Here is a 16714-nt window from a genome sequence, read left to right on the forward strand (position 1 = left end):
TGCGGAGTCTGCGGTGAGCGCGGGTGGTGGCGCGTGGGGGTCTTCTCTTGGCGCGTGAGGGTCCCCCACTGATGCGTGGGGGCTCTCCCACTGGTGCGTGGTGATTTCCCACCCACGCGCCATGCCGCCCGTTTCCGGTCGGAGAGCCGTGAGCGACGCCCGTGGGCGGTCAGCGCCGACGGCTCTCCGCCGTGGGTTCTCAGCCGCGGTCCGGCCTCGGGGTATCCACCGCCCGGCGGGACGGGCCGTCCGGCGAGCGGCGGTGGCCGTTGGGGCCCGGGGGCAGGCTCGCGTCCGCGGTGTTGACGCGGGGAAGGGCGTACTGGTGCTCCTGGATCAGCCAGGCGATCATCCGCTCGCGGACGGTGACCCGCACCGTCCAGACGTCGTCGGCGTCCTTCGCCGTCACCAGCGCCCGTACCTCCATGGTGTTGGGCGTGGTGTCCGTCACGTCCAGACCGTAGCTGCGGCCGTCCCAGGCGGGGCACTCGCGCAGGATGTCGCGGAGCTTCTCGCGCATCGCGGCCACCGGCGCGGTGTGGTCGAGGTGCCAGTAGACGATGCCGGTCATCTGCGGCGTGCCGCGCGACCAGTTCTCGAAGGGCTTGGACGTGAAGTACGACACCGGCATGGTGATCCGGCGCTCGTCCCAGGTGCGGACCGTGAGGTAGGTCAGCGTGATCTCCTCGACGGTGCCCCATTCGCCGTCCACCACGACCGTGTCGCCGATGCGCACCATGTCGCCGAACGCGATCTGCAGCCCCGCGAACATGTTGCTCAGCGTGGACTGCGCCGCCACACCGGCGACGATGCCGAGGATACCGGCGGAGGCCAGCAGCGAGGCACCGGCCGCGCGCATCGCCGGGAACGTCAGCAGCATCGAGGCGACGGCGACCACACCGACGACCGCCGCGACCACCCGCGTGATCAGCGTCACCTGGGTGCGCACCCGGCGGAGCCGCGCCGGGTCGCGCCGGGCGCGGGAGTTGGCGTAGCGCGAGTACGAGGTCTCGACGACCGCCGCCGCGATCCGGATCACCAGCCAGGCCGCCGACCCGATCAGGACCAGTGTGAGCGCCTGCCCGATGCCGACCCGGTGGTCCTCCAGCAGTCGCGCCTCGTCGTACGAGCCTCTCAGCGCGGCGGCGCACAGCACGAGCTGGAAGGGGATGCGGCCACGGCGCAGCAGACCCCACAGCGGGGTCTCCGGGTGCCGCCCGTCGGCCTTGCGCAGCAGCAGGTCGGTGGCCCACCCGATGAGCAGGCCGAGCACGACCGAGCCGCCGACGACTATGAGGGGGCGGAGCAGGTTCTCCATGTCTTCGAACGTAACCGCTCCCGCGGGGCGGTGAACATGTGACTTCCCGGCGGATCGGGGTACTGCCCCGGACCTGCCCGTCGTACCCGGCTGGCACCATGGCCTCATGAACATCATGCTGTTCCACTCGACCTACGGCCTCGGACCCGCGGTGCGCGCCGCGGCGGACCGGCTGCGTGCGGCCGGCCACGAGGTGTGGACGCCGGACCTCTTCGAGGGGCGCACGTTCGGGACGGCCGAGGAGGGCATGGCGTTCAAGGAGGAGGTCGGCAAGGACGAGTTGCTGAGGCGGGCCGTGCTGGCCGCCGCGCCGTACTCGGAACGCGGCCTGGTCTACGCCGGGTTCTCGCTCGGCGCCTCGGTGGCGCAGACCCTCGCGCTGGGCGACGAGCGGGCGCGCGGGCTGCTGCTCCTGCACGGCACCTCGGATCTCGCCCCCCACACCTCGGTGGACGACCTTCCGGTGCAGTTGCACGTCGCGGAGCCGGACCCGTTCGAGACGGACGACTGGCTGAGCGCCTGGTATCTCCAGATGCGGCGCGCCGGGGCGGACGTGGAGGTCTACCGGTACGCCGGAGCCGGGCACCTCTACACCGATCCCGAGCTGCCGGACTACGACGAGGAGGCCGCCGAGGCCACCTGGCGGGTGGCTCTCGGCTTCCTCGGAAGTCTCTAGGACCCGGGCTCGGCCCGTCGGTCACACCGGGTCGTACGTGCGCTCCACCTTCTGCGTGCCGCTGCGGGTGCGGTACGAACGGCTCCAGGAGGACGCCGTGTCGGCCTTGGTGCGGTCGGCGAGGACGTAGTAGTCCATCTGCGCGCGCTCGGCGGTGATGTCCAGGACGCCGTAGCCGTGGCGGTCGGTGTCGACCCAGTGGACGTGCCGGTTGGCGGCGCGGATGAGCGGCGAGGCGAGGGCGGAGACGGTGCCCTCGGGGACCTTCACCATGTCGTCGAGGTTGTCGGAGGTGACCGAGGTGACCACGAACTCCGTGGCGGCCGACGCCGACAGGGGGTAGGTGCCGGCGTTCACCGGCACGTCGTTGGCCCACGCCATGTGGATGTCGCCGGTCAGGAAGACCGTGTTGCGGATCGCGTTCGCGCGCAGATGGGCGAGGACCTCGCGGCGGTCGTCGGTGTAGCCGTCCCACTGGTCGGTGTTGATGGCCAGGCCCTCCTGCGGCAGGCCCAGCAGCTTGGCCAGCGGCTTGAGGAGCTCGGCGGAGAGCGAGCCGACGGCGAACGGAGCGATCATCACCGAGTTGCCGACCAGCCGCCAGGTGGTGTCGGAGGACTTCAGGCCCGCCTTCAGCCAGTCGAGCTGGGCGCGCCCGGTGAGCGTGCGCTCCGGGTCGTCGACGTCACCGTTGCCGAGCCCCACCTGCTGCGAGCGGAAGGAGCGCAGGTCGAGCAGGGAGAGGTCGGCGAGCTTGCCGAAACGCAGCCGGCGGTAGGTGGTGCCGGCGATCGCCGGGCGGACCGGCATCCACTCGAAGTAGGCCTGCTTGGCGGCGGCCGTGCGGGCGGCCCAGGTGCCCTCGGCGCCCTCGGTGTGGTTCTCGGCGCCGCCGGACCAGGCGTCGTTGGCGAGCTCGTGGTCGTCCCAGATGGCCACCACGGGGGCGGCCGCGTGCAGCGCCTGGAGGTCCGGGTCTGTCTTGTAACGGCCGTGCCGTATGCGGTAGTCGGCGAGGGTGGTGATCTCGTGAGCGGGGGCGTGCGCGCGGACGGAGGTGCCCCGGGTGCCGTACTCGCCCGCCGGGTACTCGTAGATGTAGTCGCCGAGGTGCAGCCAGGCGTCCAGGTCGCCGCGGACGGCGAGATGGCGGTAGGCGGCGAACCAGCCGGCCTCCCAGTTGGCGCAGGAGACCACGCCGAAGCGGAGGTTCGCGACCGCCGCGTCGCCGGCGGGGGCGGTGCGGGCACGGCCGGCCGGGGAGTCGGTGCCGCCGGCCGAGAAGCGGAACCAGTAGTCGGTGGCCGGCGAGAGGCCGCGGATGTCCGCCTTGACCGTGTGGTCGGAGGCGGCCGTCGCGGTGACGGACCCCGTGGCGACGACGTTCGAGAACGCCCTGTCGGTGGCCACGGTCCAGCTGACCGGGGTGTCCGGGCCGAGACCCGAGCCGGGCGTCGCCTCGGCGGTGGGGGTCACGCGGGTCCACAGCAGGATGCCGTCCGGGAGCGGGTCACCGGAGGCGATGCCGTGCAGGAAAGCGGGGGTCGCGGCGGTCGCGAGGGCGGGCAGGGCGACGGCGAGCGGGGCGGCGAGAACGGCTCCCGCGGCGGCCGCCTTGACGACCGTACGGCGGCGCGGAGCAGATGAGTTGAGGCCCGTGTCGGGTCTTTTTCGACTGGTCACGGGCGATCAGATTACTGACCGGTAGGGCTTTAGGTAAGGCGCGGGCACGCGAAGAGCGGGCGAACCGCGAAGAGTTCGCCCGCTCGTTCTTCACGCTTCCGTGAGGCGTTACCGCCTGACGTCGTGTTACTTGGTGACGCCCGCGTCCTTGAGCGCCTTCTCCCACTCGGCGACCGTGCCCGGGTTCTCGATCACCTTGTCGTTGATCTTGATGGTCGGGGTCGACTCGACGTCCTTCGTGTTGTCGAAGGAGTCGCTCATCCGCACCGCCCAGGCGTCGTACGTGCCCTTCTCGACGGCGTCCTGGAACTTCTTGTTGTTCTTCAGGGCGTCCACCGTGTCCGCCACCTTGATCAGGTAGCTGTCCTTGGCGAACTCGTCCGTGGACTCCTGAGGGTGGTGCTCGGCCGAGTACAGCGCGGCCTTGTAGTCGATGAATGCCTCGGGGCTGACGTTCAGCGCGGCACCGAGCGCGCTCAGGGCGTTCTTGGAGCCCTCGCCGCCGAGGTTGCCGTCCAGGAAGGTGCCGAGGGTGAGGGAGAGCTTGTAGGTGCCGTCCTCCATGCCCTTGTTGACGGTCTCGCCCACGGTCTGCTCGAAGGAGGCGCAGGCCGGGCAGCGCGGGTCCTCGTAGAGGTGGACCACGTTGTCGGACGTGGAGGCGCCGACGAGGACCGTGGTGCCGTCCTTGCCGGAGGTGTTGGCCGGGGCGACGACCTTGGCGTCGGCCGCCGCCTCCCACTTGGTCGGCTGGTTGTTCTGGACGACGGCGTAGCCGATGCCGCCGGCCGCGGCGAGGACGCCGACGACCGAGCAGGCGACGATGATCTGCCGCTTGACCTTGGAGCGCTTGGCCTCGCGCTCACGCTCGATGCGCAGCCGCTCCCGGGCCGCCGACTTCTGCGCCTGGCTGTTCCGCTTGCTCATGGTGGTGTTCTCCGTGGGGGACGCGCACGGATCGCGTGCGCTGGCTCGGTGGGGACTGGATGTGTGCGTCGCTCGACGCGGTGCGTGTTCGCCGTGACGTCGCCGTGGAGTGTCGCGCGGGGCCGGCCGGGGGCCGGTTCGTCGTGTGCGCGCGTGCCTCGTGGCTTGTCGCGCGGTTCCCGCACCCCTCGGGGCGCGCCCCGGTGCGGGCCGGGGTGTCCGTCAGGCGAAGGCGGCGACGGGCGGCGGGCCACGCCGTCCCAGGGAGTGGGCGAGGAGCAGGTCGCGCGCGGGGGCCGTACGGCGCGTGGCGCGGGGGAGCCGCGGGGCCGGTGCGGCGGCGGGCCGGACCGTCCGGGCGGCGGCCGCCAGCAGCAGCGGCCGGAACGTCGTCGCGGCCATGGCGCCCAGCACCTGTGCCAGGGCCCGCTCGCCGCGGTGCAGCCAGGCGGCCGCCACCAGGCCCACGCCGACATGGGCGCCGAGCAGCAGCCAGGCGGTCTCGGGGTGCGCGTGCGCCAGGACGGAGGCGACCTGGTCGCCGCCCGTGGTGCCGGCCATGCGCGCGAGCGGCGAGCCCACCTCGCCGGCGCAGAGCACATCCAGGCCGAACGTGCGCAGCGGGCCCGCGACCGGGCCGCCCGCCCGGCCGTAGCAGGCGTGCTGGCCCGCGGTGAACACCGTGTCGGCGGCCAGCTCCAGCGGGACCAGCAGCGCGGCGATCCGGCCGAAGCCGCGCTCGCGGCCGGCCAGGGCGTACGTGAGGAGGAACACGGTGGCGGCGATCGCCGCCACCGTGCCCAGCGGCAGCGGGGCCCGGGACAGCAGCACGTGCGACGCGGCGCTGAGCGTCACGACGACCGCCGTGAACAGCGCCGCGCGTACGGCTCTGAGATGTGTCCCGGATATGTCCATTGAGGGGAGAGTGTGTCACGGACTCCCGTAAGGGACTCCTAAGGGTCCCTGTGAGTCCTGGCGGCCGGTGGGTCAGAGGCCGGGGATGCGGCCGTTGCGGAAGAGGTCGACGAAGATCTGGTGGTCGGCACGGGCGCGGGCGCCGTAGGTGTGCGCGAAGTCGACCAGGAGCGGGGCGAGGCCGTCCTCGTCGCCCGCGAGGGCCGCGTCGATGGCCCGCTCCGTGGAGAACGGCACCAGGTCGGAGTGGCCCGAGTCGTCGTCGGCGGCCGCGTGCATGGTGGCCGTGGACCGGCCCAGGTCGGCGACGACCGCGGCGATCTCCTCCGGATCGTCGATGTCGTCCCAGTCCAGGTCGACGGCGTACGGCGACACCTCGGCGACCAGCTGGCCGGCCCCGTCCAGCTCGGTCCAGCCGAGCCACGGGTCGGCGTGCGCCTGCAGGGCGCGCTGGGAGATCACCGTGCGGTGGCCCTCGTGCCGGAAGTACTCGCGGATCGCCGGGTCGGTGATGTGCCGGGAGACGGCCGGGGTCTGGGCCTGCTTGACGTAGATCACCACGTCGTTCTCCAGGGCGTCGCTGTTGCCCTCCAGCAGGATGTTGTACGACGGCAGGCCGGCCGAGCCGATGCCGATGCCGCGGCGGCCGACGACGTCCTTCACCCGGTAGGAGTCCGGGCGGGCCAGCGAGGACTCGGGGAGGGTCTCCAGGTAGCCGTCGAAGGCCGCGAGCACCTTGTAGCGCGTGGCCGCGTCCAGCTCGACGGAGCCGCCGCCCGGGGCGAACCGGCGTTCGAAGTCGCGGATCTCGGTCATCGAGTCGAGCAGCCCGAACCGGGTCAGCGAGCGGGCGACCCGCAGGGCGTCGAGGAGCGGGCCCTCGGCGGTGTCGAGGGTGAACGGCGGGATCTCGTCGCTCTTGGCGCCGGTGGCCAGCGCGCGCATCCGCTCGCGGTACGCCGCCGCGTAGATCGTCACCAGTTCGGTGATCTGCTCGTCGCTGAGCGCCTTGGCGTACCCGATGAGGGCGATGGACGCGGCGAAGCGCTTCAGGTCCCAGGTGAAGGGGCCGACGTACGCTTCGTCGAAGTCGTTGACGTTGAAGATCAGCCGGCCGTTGGAGTCCATGTACGTGCCGAAGTTCTCCGCGTGCAGGTCGCCGTGGATCCACACGCGGGAGGTGCGCTCGTCCAGGAACGGCCCGGTGTATATGCCGCCGGCGCCGCGCGCGGCGCCCTCGGCGTCCAGGTCGTGGTAGAAGAGGCCGGCCGTGCCCCGGTAGAAGGCGAACGCCGAGGCGGCCATCTTCCGGAACTTCACCCGGAACGCGGCCGGGTCGGCGGCGAGCAGCTCGCCGAAGGCGGTGTCGAAGACGGCGAGGATCTCCTCACCGCGGTGCTCGTCGTCGAGCTGCGGGAACGACATCGCTGGGTGCCTCCTGGTGCGGGTCGCGAATGACCTGTGGGACGGATGGCGCGCGCCCGGAGACGCGGTCGGTCCGTCACGTTCCAACGCTCGAAGGTACGCGGGAGTGCCCGTCGATTGTCAGAGCCGGGGCATAGACTTCGACGCTGTCCCCAGACTGTCCGCAGCCTGTCGGACCCCCGTCGACGTATGTTTTCCTTGGAGGCCGCAGCCGTGTCGAAGCCGCCGTTCACGCACCTGCACGTCCACACCCAGTACTCGCTGCTGGACGGTGCCGCGCGGCTCAAGGACATGTTCGACGCGTGCAACGAGATGGGCATGACGCACATCGCGATGTCCGACCACGGCAACCTGCACGGGGCCTACGACTTCTTCCACACGGCCAAGAAGGCGGGCGTCACCCCGATCATCGGCATCGAGGCGTACGTCGCTCCCGAGTCCCGGCGCAACAAGCGCAAGATCCAGTGGGGCCAGCCGCACCAGAAGCGGGACGACGTCTCCGGTTCCGGTGGTTACACCCACAAGACGATGTGGGCCGTGAACAGGACGGGCCTGCACAACCTCTTCCGGCTCTCCTCGGACGCGTACGCCGAGGGCTGGCTGCAGAAGTGGCCCCGGATGGACAAGGAGACGATCTCCCAGTGGTCCGAGGGGATCGTCGCCTCCACCGGCTGCCCCTCCGGCGAGCTCCAGACCCGGCTGCGCCTCGGCCAGTACGACGAGGCCCTGAAGGCGGCCGCCGACTACCAGGACATCTTCGGCAAGGACCGCTACTTCCTGGAGCTGATGGACCACGGCATCGAGATCGAGCACCGCGTCCGCGACGGCCTCCTGGAGATCGGCAAAAAGCTCGGCATCCCCCCGCTGGTCACCAACGACTCCCACTACACGTACGCGCACGAGGCGACCGCCCACGACGCCCTGCTGTGCATCCAGACCGGCAAGAACCTCTCCGACCCCGACCGCTTCAAGTTCGACGGCACCGGCTACTACCTGAAGTCCACGGACGAGATGTACGCCATCGACTCCTCGGACGCCTGGCAGGAGGGGTGCGCCAACACGCTCCTGGTGGCCGAGATGGTCGACACCGACGGCATGTTCGTCGAGAAGAACCTCATGCCGAAGTTCGACATCCCGGACGGCTACACGGAGATCACCTGGTTCAAGGAGGAGGTCCGCCGCGGGATGGAGCGCCGCTTCCCGGGCGGCATCCCGGACGACCGGCAGAAGCAGGTCGAGTACGAGATGGACGTCATCATCAAGATGGGGTTCCCGGGCTACTTCCTCGTCGTCGCCGACTTCATCATGTGGGCGAAGAACCAGGGCATCGCGGTCGGCCCCGGCCGTGGTTCCGCCGCCGGTTCGATCGTCGCGTACGCCATGGGCATCACCGACCTCGACCCGATCCCGCACGGCCTGATCTTCGAGCGGTTCCTCAACCCCGAGCGCATCTCGATGCCCGACGTCGACATCGACTTCGACGAGCGCAGGCGCGTCGAGGTGATCCGGTACGTGACGGAGAAGTACGGCTCCGACAAGGTCGCCATGATCGGCACCTACGGCAAGATCAAGGCCAAGAACGCGATCAAGGACTCCGCGCGCGTGCTGGGCTACCCGTACGCGATGGGTGACCGCCTCACCAAGGCGATGCCCGCCGACGTCCTCGGCAAGGGCATCGACCTCGACGGCATCACCAACCCCACGCACCCGCGCTACGGCGAGGCGGGCGAGATCCGCGGGATGTACGAGAACGAGCCGGACGTCAAGAAGGTCATCGACACCGCCAAGGGCGTCGAGGGACTGGTCCGGCAGATGGGTGTGCACGCCGCCGGCGTCATCATGTCCAGCGAGCCCATCGTCGACCACGCCCCGATCTGGGTGCGGCACACGGACGGCGTGACCATCACGCAGTGGGACTACCCGCAGTGCGAGTCGCTCGGCCTGCTGAAGATGGACTTCCTCGGCCTGCGCAACCTGACGATCATGGACGACGCCAACAAGATGGTGAAGTCCAACAAGGGCATCGACCTCGACCTGCTCTCCCTGCCGCTCGACGATCCGACGACCTTCGAGCTCCTCCAGCGCGGTGACACCCTCGGCGTCTTCCAGTTCGACGGCGGCCCCATGCGCTCGCTGCTGCGGCTGATGAAGCCCGACAACTTCGAGGACATCTCCGCCGTCTCGGCGCTCTACCGTCCGGGCCCGATGGGCATGGACTCGCACACCAACTACGCCCTGCGCAAGAACAAGCTCCAGGAGATCACCCCGATCCACAAGGAGCTGGAGGAGCCGCTCCAAGAGGTCCTGGCCGTCACCTACGGCCTGATCGTCTACCAGGAGCAGGTGCAGAAGGCCGCGCAGATCATCGCCGGGTACTCCCTGGGCGAGGCCGACATCCTGCGCCGCGTCATGGGCAAGAAGAAGCCCGACGAACTGGCCAAGAACTTCGTGCTCTTCCAGAAGGGCGCCCGCGACAAGGGCTACAGCGACGAGGCAATCCAGGCCCTGTGGGACGTGCTGGTCCCGTTCGCCGGCTACGCGTTCAACAAGGCGCACTCCGCCGCGTACGGCCTGGTGTCGTACTGGACCGCCTACCTCAAGGCGAACCACCCCGCCGAGTACATGGCGGCCCTGCTGACCTCGGTCAAGGACGACAAGGACAAGTCGGCCGTCTATCTCAACGAGTGCCGCCGCATGGGCATCAGGGTGCTCCCGCCGAACGTCAACGAGTCGGTGCACAACTTCGCCGCCCAGGGCGACGACGTGATCCTCTTCGGCCTGGAGGCCGTGCGCAACGTCGGTACGAACGTCGTCGAGTCGATCATCAAGAGCCGCAAGGCCAAGGGCAGGTACGGGTCCTTCCCCGACTACCTCGACAAGGTCGACGCGACCGCGTGTAACAAGCGCACCACGGAGTCCCTGATCAAGGCGGGCGCCTTCGACAGCCTGGGGCACACCCGCAAGGGTCTGACCGCGCACTTCGAGCCGATGATCGACAATGTGGTCGCGGTCAAGCGCAAGGAGGCCGAGGGGCAGTTCGACCTCTTCGGCGGCATGGGCGAGGAGGAGACCGACGAGCCCGGCTTCGGACTCGACGTCGTCTTCACCGACGAGGAGTGGGACAAGACCTATCTGCTCGCCCAGGAGCGGGAGATGCTCGGTCTCTACGTCTCCGACCACCCGCTCTTCGGTCTGGAGCACGTGCTGTCGGACAAGGCCGACGCGGGCATCGCCCAACTCACCGGCGGCGAGCACGCGGACGGCGCGGTGGTCACCATCGGCGGCATCATCTCGGGCCTCCAGCGCAAGATGACCAAGCAGGGCAACGCCTGGGCCATCGCCACCGTCGAGGACCTCGCGGGTTCCATCGAGTGCATGTTCTTCCCGGCGACCTACCAGTTGGTGTCGACCCAACTGGTCGAGGACGCGGTCGTGTTCGTCAAGGGCCGCCTCGACAAGCGCGAGGACGTGCCGCGGCTGGTCGCGATGGAGCTCCAGGTCCCCGACCTGTCGAACGCGGGCACCAACGCGCCGGTGATCCTCACCATCCCGGCCACCAGGGTCACTCCGCCGATGGTCAGCCGCCTCGGCGAGATCCTCAGCCACCACAAGGGCGAGAGCGAGGTCCGCATCAGGCTCCAGGGCCCGACCAGGACGACGCTGCTGCGGCTGGACCGCCACCGGGTGAAGCCCGACCCGGCGTTGTTCGGCGATCTGAAGGTGCTGCTCGGGCCGTCCTGCCTGGCGGGCTGAGGCCGCCCCGCCCGACATGCGCGAGGGGCGCATCCGATGCCGGATGCGCCCCTCGTCATGTGCCCGGGCCGCAACGACCCGCTGTGCCGGTGTCAGTTGTGGCCGAAACGCCTCTGCCGGCCCTTGTGGGCCGTGTCTATCGGCGAAGGCTGCGCGGCCTGCTGCTCCGACATCGGCTCGGCCGACTGCTGCTCCGGCTGCCGGGTGGCACGGCCGGTCTGCTGCTGCTTACGGTCACGGTTCTTGTTCTTGGCCATGGTGATCTGCCTCCTGAGGGGGATCTAGGGGCCAGGGCCTGAACCAGATTCACATATGCCGATAACGATCGCATGTCGGACAATTACCGTGTGTGACAGGGTTTGTCGGCGCGAGCCGGGAGCGTGAATCCCCGAAACGCCACGCCGAAGATCGAGTTCGGGCCGTTAACCCCCGCGCGGTCGGGCAGACTCGAAGGAAGCCGGAAGCAAACCTCCCGGGAAGAGGGTGAGTCGCGTGGACCGCTGCGTCGTCCTGGTGGACGCCGGGTATTTGCTGGGGGCCGCCGCCAGCCTCCTCGCCGGGGAGCCCTCGCGGTCCCGTATCACCGTCGATCACACCGCCCTCATCCAGGGGCTGCGCGAACGGGCCGAGTCCGACACGGAGCGGCCGCTGCTGCGCATCTACTGGTTCGACGGCGCCCCCGACCGCGTTCCGCAGCCCGAGCACCGCCGGCTGCGCGTGATGCCCCGGGTCACGGTCCGGCTGGGCGCGCTCACCCGCAGCGACGGCCGGTGGAACCAGAAGGGCGTCGACGCCGCGATGCACGCCGAGCTCACCGAGCTGGCCCGCAACCGCGCCTGCTCCGACATCGTCCTGGTGACCGGCGACGGCGATCTGCTGCCGGGCATGATGGCCGCCAAGGAGCACGGGGTCGCCGTGCATCTGTGGGCCGTGCAGGCCGCCGACGGCGACTACAACCAGTCCGAGGACCTGGTCGCCGAGGCCGACGAGCGGCGCGTGCTGGACCGGACGTGGATCACCAAGGCCGTACGCGCCAAGGAGCTCGGAGGGATCTGCGCGCCGCCGCCCGCGCCCCGGCCGGAGATCGCCGCGATCCTCTCCGCGCCGCTGCCCGAGTCCACACTCGCCCCGTCCGCCGAGCGGCCGCCCGTCGAGCCGGAGCGGACCGCCCCGGCCGGCGCGCAGAACGGCGCGCAGGAACGGGTCCCGGTGGCCAAGGGGGTCCCGACGCCCAAGGACCTGGCCGGGCTGCGCGCACCCGGCCCGCAGCCCCCGCAGCCCGCCACCGCGACGCTGCGCTGGTCCTCCGACAAGGGCTGGGTGGACCGCCCCGGCGCCGCCCCGGAACCCTCCGACGTCGCCTCGATGCCGACGCTGGCGCAGCTGACCACCGCGGAGCAGCGGTGGGCCGACCGGGAGGAGGACATCACGACCGTCGGCGGGGACCCGTACGAGGTAGGACAGGTGTTCGCCCGGCGGTGGATGTCCCGGCTCGGCGACCAGGCCCGTCCGCAGAAGCTGTCGGGTATGTACCCCCGCATCCCGCACCGGATCGACGGGGAACTGCTGCGCTACGCCGCCCGTTTCGGGCTGCTCGCCCACAAGGACGACCAGATCGACGAGCACGACCGCTACGCGATCCGGGCCGGGTTCTGGCGCGAGATCGACGTCCGTACGGCGGCGGAACCGGCCCCCGCCGCGGAACAGTGAGCGGTGCCCCGGCGGCCCCGGTGCCGCCCGATGACTCCGTGCCGGTGTGCCGTTGCGGTGGATTCATGCTCAGAGGCGGTTTTCGTGGCGCGGGCCGACCCGGGAGCGTGCCGGGGGTGTGGACCCCGTAGGCTCGTCCCTTGTGAGTACGCGCGCGGCACAGGCCTTCCGGGACAGTGGTGAGGTCGTGTGCGTGGTGCGTGGGCTCACCAAGACCTATCCGGCGGTACGGGGCCGGCGCGGGACGCCCGGCTCCCCCGAGGTCCGGGCCACCGACGACGTGGGGCTCGAAGTGCGCCGGGGCGAGATCTTCGGGCTGCTCGGGCCGAACGGGGCCGGCAAGTCCACCCTCGTCCGCCAGCTGACCGGGCTGATGCGGCCCGACCGGGGCAGTGTCGAGATCCTCGGCCACGACATCGTCCGCCACCCCGAGCGCGCCTCACGCATCCTCGCCTACCTCGGGCAGGAGTCCACCGCGCTCGACGAGCTGACCGTCGCCCTCGCCGCCGAGACCACCGCGCGGCTGCGCGGACTGGACGCGCGGTCGGCGCGTGGCGAGCGGGACGCGGTGCTGGAGGAGCTGGGGCTCACCGCGATCGCCGGGCGCCCGCTGAAGAAGCTCTCAGGTGGCCAGCGGCGGCTGGCCTGCGTCGCCGCGGCGCTGGTGGGGGAGCGGCCGCTGCTCGTACTGGACGAGCCGACCGCCGCGATGGACCCGGTGGCGCGGCGGGCCGTGTGGTCCGCGGTGGACCGGCGCCGGGCCGAGCGCGGCACGACCGTCGTGCTGGTCACCCACAACGTCATCGAGGCGGAGACCGTGCTCGACCGGGTCGCCGTCCTGGAGCGGGGGCGTGTGATCGCCTGCGACTCGCCCGCCGGGCTGAAGGAGCAGGTCGCCGGCGAGGTGCGCGTCGACCTCGTGTGGCGTGAGCGGGCCCCGCTGGACGTGCCCGAGGTGGCCGCGCTGCGGGACCGGGTCGTGGAGTCCGGGCGGCGCTGGACGCTGCGCCTCGCGCCGGAGGAGGCCCGCGCCGTCGTCTCGACGGTCACGGGCGGCACCGCCTTCGCCGCGCTGGACGACTTCACCCTGACGACGCCGAGCCTGGAGGACGTGTACATGGCGCTCGGCGGGGCGGCGCGGCAGGGGCTGGTCAAGGCATGAGCGTGAGTCGACGAGCCGTCGCCTCCGTACGCAACGGGGGAAACGCCGGAGTGAAACCGGGGAAGGGGAGCAGCGCGACGTGAGTGTGGTACCCGCAGAAGTGCTGCCGGGCAGTGTCCTGGCTGCCGACGGAGCGGCCCGGGGCGCGGCCGAACTCGCGCCGCCCGCGCGGCTGTGGCCGTCCCTCGCGGCCGTCTACCGGGCGCAGCTGTCCCGGGCGCGGGTGGCACGGATTCCGCTGCTGTTCGTGGCGACCTTCCAGTCCGTCGGCATCATGATCATGATGCGGGGTGTCGTGGACGGGGCTGGCGAGGCGCGGTTCGTCGTCGCGGGGTCGTCGATCGTGGTCGTCGCGTTCGTGGCGCTGAACCTTCTCGCGCAGTACTTCGGGCAGCTCAGGGCCACCGGCGGGCTCGACCACTACGCCACGCTGCCGGTGCCGCCGGCCGCGGTGGTGCTGGGAGCCGCGGGGGCGTACGCGTCCTTCACGGTGCCGGGGACGCTGGTGACCGCGCTCTTCGGCTGCGTGCTGTTCGGGCTGCCGGTGGCCAACCTCTGGGTCCTGCTGGCGGTGATCCCGCTGGCGGGCGCCGCGCTGGCCGGGCTGGGAGCCGCCCTCGGGCTGCTCGCGCGGCGGCCGGAGACGGCCACGCTGCTGGGGCAGCTCGGCATGTCGGCGGCGCTGCTGCTGGGCGTGCTGCCGCCGGACCGGATGCCGGAGATCGTGCGGCTGGCCCGGGACCTGCTGCCGTCGACCTACGGGGTGGAGGCGTACGCGCGGACCTTCGCCGAGCATCCCGACTGGGCCCGGGTCGGCGCGGACCTCGCCGTGTGCGCCGGGGTCGGGGTGATCTCGCTGGCCGCCGCCACCTGGGCGTACCGCCGGGCCGCCGTCCGGTGACGCAGGCCACGCACGGGCCTGGCACGATGTCAGGGTGACAGCACCGTTGACGCCACCTCCGCCGCCGCATGAACAGTCCTCGCGCCATGCGTGGCCCCCGGCCGGGGCCGGGCACGGGGCGGGTGCGCACGCTCACGCCGTCGCTCACGGGAGCGCCCACGGACACGCCCAGGCAGCCGAGGGTGAGGACGGGCCCGGGATGAAGACCGAGGTACGGGAGGCCGCCGTGATCACGGTGGTCCTGGCGCTGTGCGGGGTGCCGTTCGGGGTGCTGTGGAACTGGCTGGCGCCGCGTGTGCCGCTGGTCGGCGACGTGGTGAGCGGGACGTGGGCCGTCTACCTCAAGGACAGCGAGGGGGAGCAGTCGATCGGCGTCGACGGAACGTTCACTCTGCTCGCGCTGGCGTTCGGTGCGGTGAGCGCGCTCGTCGTTTTCCTGGTGCGTCGGCGCGGGGGCGTGCCGCTCGTGGTCGGGCTGGCTCTCGGAGGGCTGCTCGGCTCGCTGCTCGCGTGGCGGCTGGGCATATGGCTCGGGCCCGGGCAGGACGTGCTGGCGCACGCCAAGGACGTGGGCAAGGGGGTGACGTTCCCGGCCCCGCTGGAGCTGGCGGCGAAGGGGGCGCTGCTGGCCTGGTCGTTCTCCGGGCTGCTGGTGCATCTGGGGCTGACGGCGCTGTTCGGACCCCGCGATCCCGAGCCGCCGGGGTACGGGCCGCACGGACAGCCCCGGTAGCACCCACCGGCCGGGACATCGGCTCCGGCGGTCTCGCGACGGGCGCCGCAGCCGCCATGACGGACGCCGACCGCCACGACGACGGCCGGCGGACACCGGTTCTCAGGACGGACGCCGGCCGTGGTTGGCCCGGCGTTTGCGAATGCGCCACTTGCGTTTGCGGGTTCTCTTCGACATGTCCTGTCTCCTTAGCCGAGAAAGGACACCCCGTCGAGAGGTCACGCACGCCCGATGGGGGCCAGGGTCGCCCCGGTGAGGCCGGACAGGTCCTTCGGCGACAGCTCCACCTCCAGGCCCCGGCGGCCCGCCGAGACGCAGATCGTGGCGTGGGCGGAGGCCGAGTCGTCCAGGACGGTGGCGAGTTTCTTGCGCTGCCCGAGGGGTGAGATGCCGCCCCGGACGTAGCCCGTGGTGCGCTCCGCGAGGGCAGGGTCGGCCATGGCCGCCTTCTTGCCGCCCACCGCCGCCGCCAGCGCCTTCAGATCCAGCGTGCCCGCCACCGGGACCACCGCGACCGTCAGGGTGCCGTCGACGTCCGCGACCAGGGTCTTGAAGACGCGGTCCGGCGACACGCCCATCGCCTGTGCCGCCTCCTCGCCGTAGGAGGGGTGGGACGGGTCGTGGTCGTAGGAGTGGATCGTGAAGTCCACGCCCGCCGCCGTCAGCGCCACCGTCGCGGGCGTGCCGCCGGACTGCTGGTTCTTCTTCGGCTTCTTCGCCATCCGGGCTGTTCCCCAGGTCGTTCGCAGGTCAGTTCAGGCTCGTCGGCGCCCGCGTCAGCTCCGCCGCGGGCAGTGACGGCAGCGTACGGATGATGGCCGTCTCGGAGCGAAGGAGTTTCAGCTCGTCGCGCAGCCGGGACGCGGTGTCGGGCGCCTGCAGCAGCCGCTGCTTGGTGGGGACGTCCAGCATCATCGCCGCCGCCACCAGGTACGACACCACCGACGGCTCGTCCGGCAGGTCGCCGTTCGTCGACAGAGTGCGCTCCCGGGCCCCCGCCAGCCGCTTCTGGTACTGCCGGAACGCCCGCAGCACCCCCTCGGCCAGGGCCCCCGCCTCGTCGCCCGGGTCCTCCGGCAGTTCCTCCAGCTCCGCCGTCAGGAACGGCCCCGACGCGTCCACCGACAGCAGCCGCACCCGGGTCGTCCCGGTCGCCAGCACCTCGAAGGTGCCGTCGGCCCGCTCCCGGATCGTCGCGGCGTCGGCCACGCAGCCCACACCGTGGAACGCCTTGAGGGGATCGGCGCCGAAGCCGGCCGCCGAGCCCCGCTCGGGCACCGCCGTCGGGTCCGGCAGGCCGGGCTCGCTCGCCGCGACCTCGAGGCCGTCGCGGATCGTCACGACGGCGAAGCGGCGCGATTCGTCCTCGGGGGTCTTCAGGAGCGTGCGCATCATGGCGCGGTAGCGCTCCTCGAAGATGTTCAAGGGGAGCACCAGCCCCGGGAACAGCACGGTGTTCAGGGGGAAGAGCGGCAGCCGGACGGTGGTCACGACGCTAGAGCCTAATGGTC

Annotated in this window: 14 protein-coding genes; 6 read left to right on the forward strand and 8 right to left on the reverse strand. The window is 71.3% G+C overall.

What is annotated here, in order from left to right; genetic code table 11:
* Positions 1-199: 199 nt before the first annotated feature.
* Positions 200-1318: a mechanosensitive ion channel family protein gene (locus ACWCPM_RS21455; RefSeq protein ID WP_450977821.1), complete on the reverse strand. Its 1119-nt coding sequence runs from the start codon at positions 1316-1318 to the stop codon at positions 200-202.
* A 106-nt stretch (positions 1319-1424) separates the two neighbouring features.
* On the opposite strand from ACWCPM_RS21455, the gene ACWCPM_RS21460 reads away from it, so the two are divergent.
* A complete protein-coding gene (locus tag ACWCPM_RS21460) occupies positions 1425-1994 on the forward strand; it encodes a dienelactone hydrolase family protein (RefSeq protein ID WP_450977822.1) in 570 nt (189 codons plus the stop codon).
* A gap of 21 nt (positions 1995-2015) precedes the next feature.
* Here ACWCPM_RS21460 and ACWCPM_RS21465 read toward each other — a convergent pair whose 3' ends face one another.
* The 4 genes from ACWCPM_RS21465 to ACWCPM_RS21480 form a co-directional block, all read right to left on the reverse strand.
* The gene (locus tag ACWCPM_RS21465) at positions 2016-3677 is read right to left on the reverse strand and encodes an alkaline phosphatase D family protein (RefSeq protein WP_450977823.1); all 1662 of its coding nucleotides are present in this window, start codon (positions 3675-3677) and stop codon (positions 2016-2018) included.
* A 126-nt stretch (positions 3678-3803) separates the two neighbouring features.
* The gene (locus tag ACWCPM_RS21470; RefSeq protein ID WP_450977824.1) at positions 3804-4604 is read right to left on the reverse strand and encodes a DsbA family protein; all 801 of its coding nucleotides are present in this window, start codon (positions 4602-4604) and stop codon (positions 3804-3806) included.
* 222 nt (positions 4605-4826) lie between these two features.
* On the reverse strand, positions 4827-5519 hold the full coding sequence (locus ACWCPM_RS21475; protein ID WP_450977825.1) for a hypothetical protein: 693 nt from the start codon (positions 5517-5519) through the stop codon (positions 4827-4829).
* Positions 5520-5591: 72 nt separating this feature from the next.
* Positions 5592-6944 carry a DUF2252 domain-containing protein gene (locus tag ACWCPM_RS21480; RefSeq protein WP_450977826.1) on the reverse strand — a complete coding sequence of 451 codons (1353 nt, stop codon included), beginning with the start codon at positions 6942-6944 and terminating at the stop codon, positions 5592-5594.
* Positions 6945-7157: 213 nt separating this feature from the next.
* Here ACWCPM_RS21480 and dnaE point away from each other — a divergent pair, with 213 nt between their 5' ends.
* Positions 7158-10697 carry a DNA polymerase III subunit alpha gene (gene dnaE / locus ACWCPM_RS21485; RefSeq protein WP_450977827.1) on the forward strand — a complete coding sequence of 1180 codons (3540 nt, stop codon included), beginning with the start codon at positions 7158-7160 and terminating at the stop codon, positions 10695-10697.
* A gap of 92 nt (positions 10698-10789) precedes the next feature.
* On the opposite strand, the gene ACWCPM_RS21490 is transcribed toward dnaE, so the two are convergent.
* On the reverse strand, positions 10790-10954 hold the full coding sequence (locus ACWCPM_RS21490) for a hypothetical protein (protein ID WP_450977828.1): 165 nt from the start codon (positions 10952-10954) through the stop codon (positions 10790-10792).
* A 235-nt stretch (positions 10955-11189) separates the two neighbouring features.
* On the opposite strand from ACWCPM_RS21490, the gene ACWCPM_RS21495 reads away from it, so the two are divergent.
* The 4 genes from ACWCPM_RS21495 (at position 11190) to ACWCPM_RS21510 (ending at position 15203) form a co-directional block, all read left to right on the forward strand.
* Entirely contained in the window at positions 11190-12407 is a 1218-nt protein-coding gene (locus ACWCPM_RS21495; RefSeq protein ID WP_450977829.1) for an NYN domain-containing protein, read from the forward strand.
* A gap of 187 nt (positions 12408-12594) precedes the next feature.
* On the forward strand, positions 12595-13569 hold the full coding sequence (locus ACWCPM_RS21500) for an ABC transporter ATP-binding protein (protein WP_450977915.1): 975 nt from the start codon (positions 12595-12597) through the stop codon (positions 13567-13569).
* Positions 13570-13648: 79 nt separating this feature from the next.
* Complete coding sequence (locus tag ACWCPM_RS21505; protein ID WP_450977830.1) at positions 13649-14470, forward strand: ABC transporter permease; 822 nt, start codon at positions 13649-13651, stop codon at positions 14468-14470.
* Between the two features lie 34 nt (positions 14471-14504).
* Positions 14505-15203, forward strand: a complete 699-nt coding sequence (locus ACWCPM_RS21510; protein WP_450977831.1) for an AAA family ATPase — start codon at positions 14505-14507, stop codon at positions 15201-15203.
* 218 nt (positions 15204-15421) lie between these two features.
* Here ACWCPM_RS21510 and ybaK read toward each other — a convergent pair whose 3' ends face one another.
* Together ybaK and ACWCPM_RS21520 are read right to left on the reverse strand one after the other, a co-directional pair.
* A complete protein-coding gene (ybaK, locus tag ACWCPM_RS21515) occupies positions 15422-15925 on the reverse strand; it encodes a Cys-tRNA(Pro) deacylase (RefSeq protein WP_450977832.1) in 504 nt (167 codons plus the stop codon).
* Positions 15926-15953: 28 nt separating this feature from the next.
* Complete coding sequence (locus ACWCPM_RS21520; protein ID WP_450977833.1) at positions 15954-16694, reverse strand: LON peptidase substrate-binding domain-containing protein; 741 nt, start codon at positions 16692-16694, stop codon at positions 15954-15956.
* Between the last annotated feature and the right edge of the window lie 20 nt (positions 16695-16714).

The organism is Streptomyces sp. NPDC002309 (genome assembly GCF_053593375.1).

Excerpts from the sequence above, each read along its gene's own strand:
- ACWCPM_RS21455 (WP_450977821.1), bottom strand. The coding sequence starts at position 1,318 with ATGGAGAACCTGCTCCGCCCCCTCATAGTCGTCGGCGGCTCGGTCGTG.
- ACWCPM_RS21460 (WP_450977822.1), top strand. The coding sequence starts at position 1,425 with ATGAACATCATGCTGTTCCACTCGACCTACGGCCTCGGACCCGCGGTG.
- ACWCPM_RS21470 (WP_450977824.1), bottom strand. The coding sequence starts at position 4,604 with ATGAGCAAGCGGAACAGCCAGGCGCAGAAGTCGGCGGCCCGGGAGCGG.
- ACWCPM_RS21475 (WP_450977825.1), bottom strand. The coding sequence starts at position 5,519 with ATGGACATATCCGGGACACATCTCAGAGCCGTACGCGCGGCGCTGTTC.
- ACWCPM_RS21480 (WP_450977826.1), bottom strand. The coding sequence starts at position 6,944 with ATGTCGTTCCCGCAGCTCGACGACGAGCACCGCGGTGAGGAGATCCTC.
- ACWCPM_RS21490 (WP_450977828.1), bottom strand. The coding sequence starts at position 10,954 with ATGGCCAAGAACAAGAACCGTGACCGTAAGCAGCAGCAGACCGGCCGT.
- ybaK (WP_450977832.1), bottom strand. The coding sequence starts at position 15,925 with ATGGCGAAGAAGCCGAAGAAGAACCAGCAGTCCGGCGGCACGCCCGCG.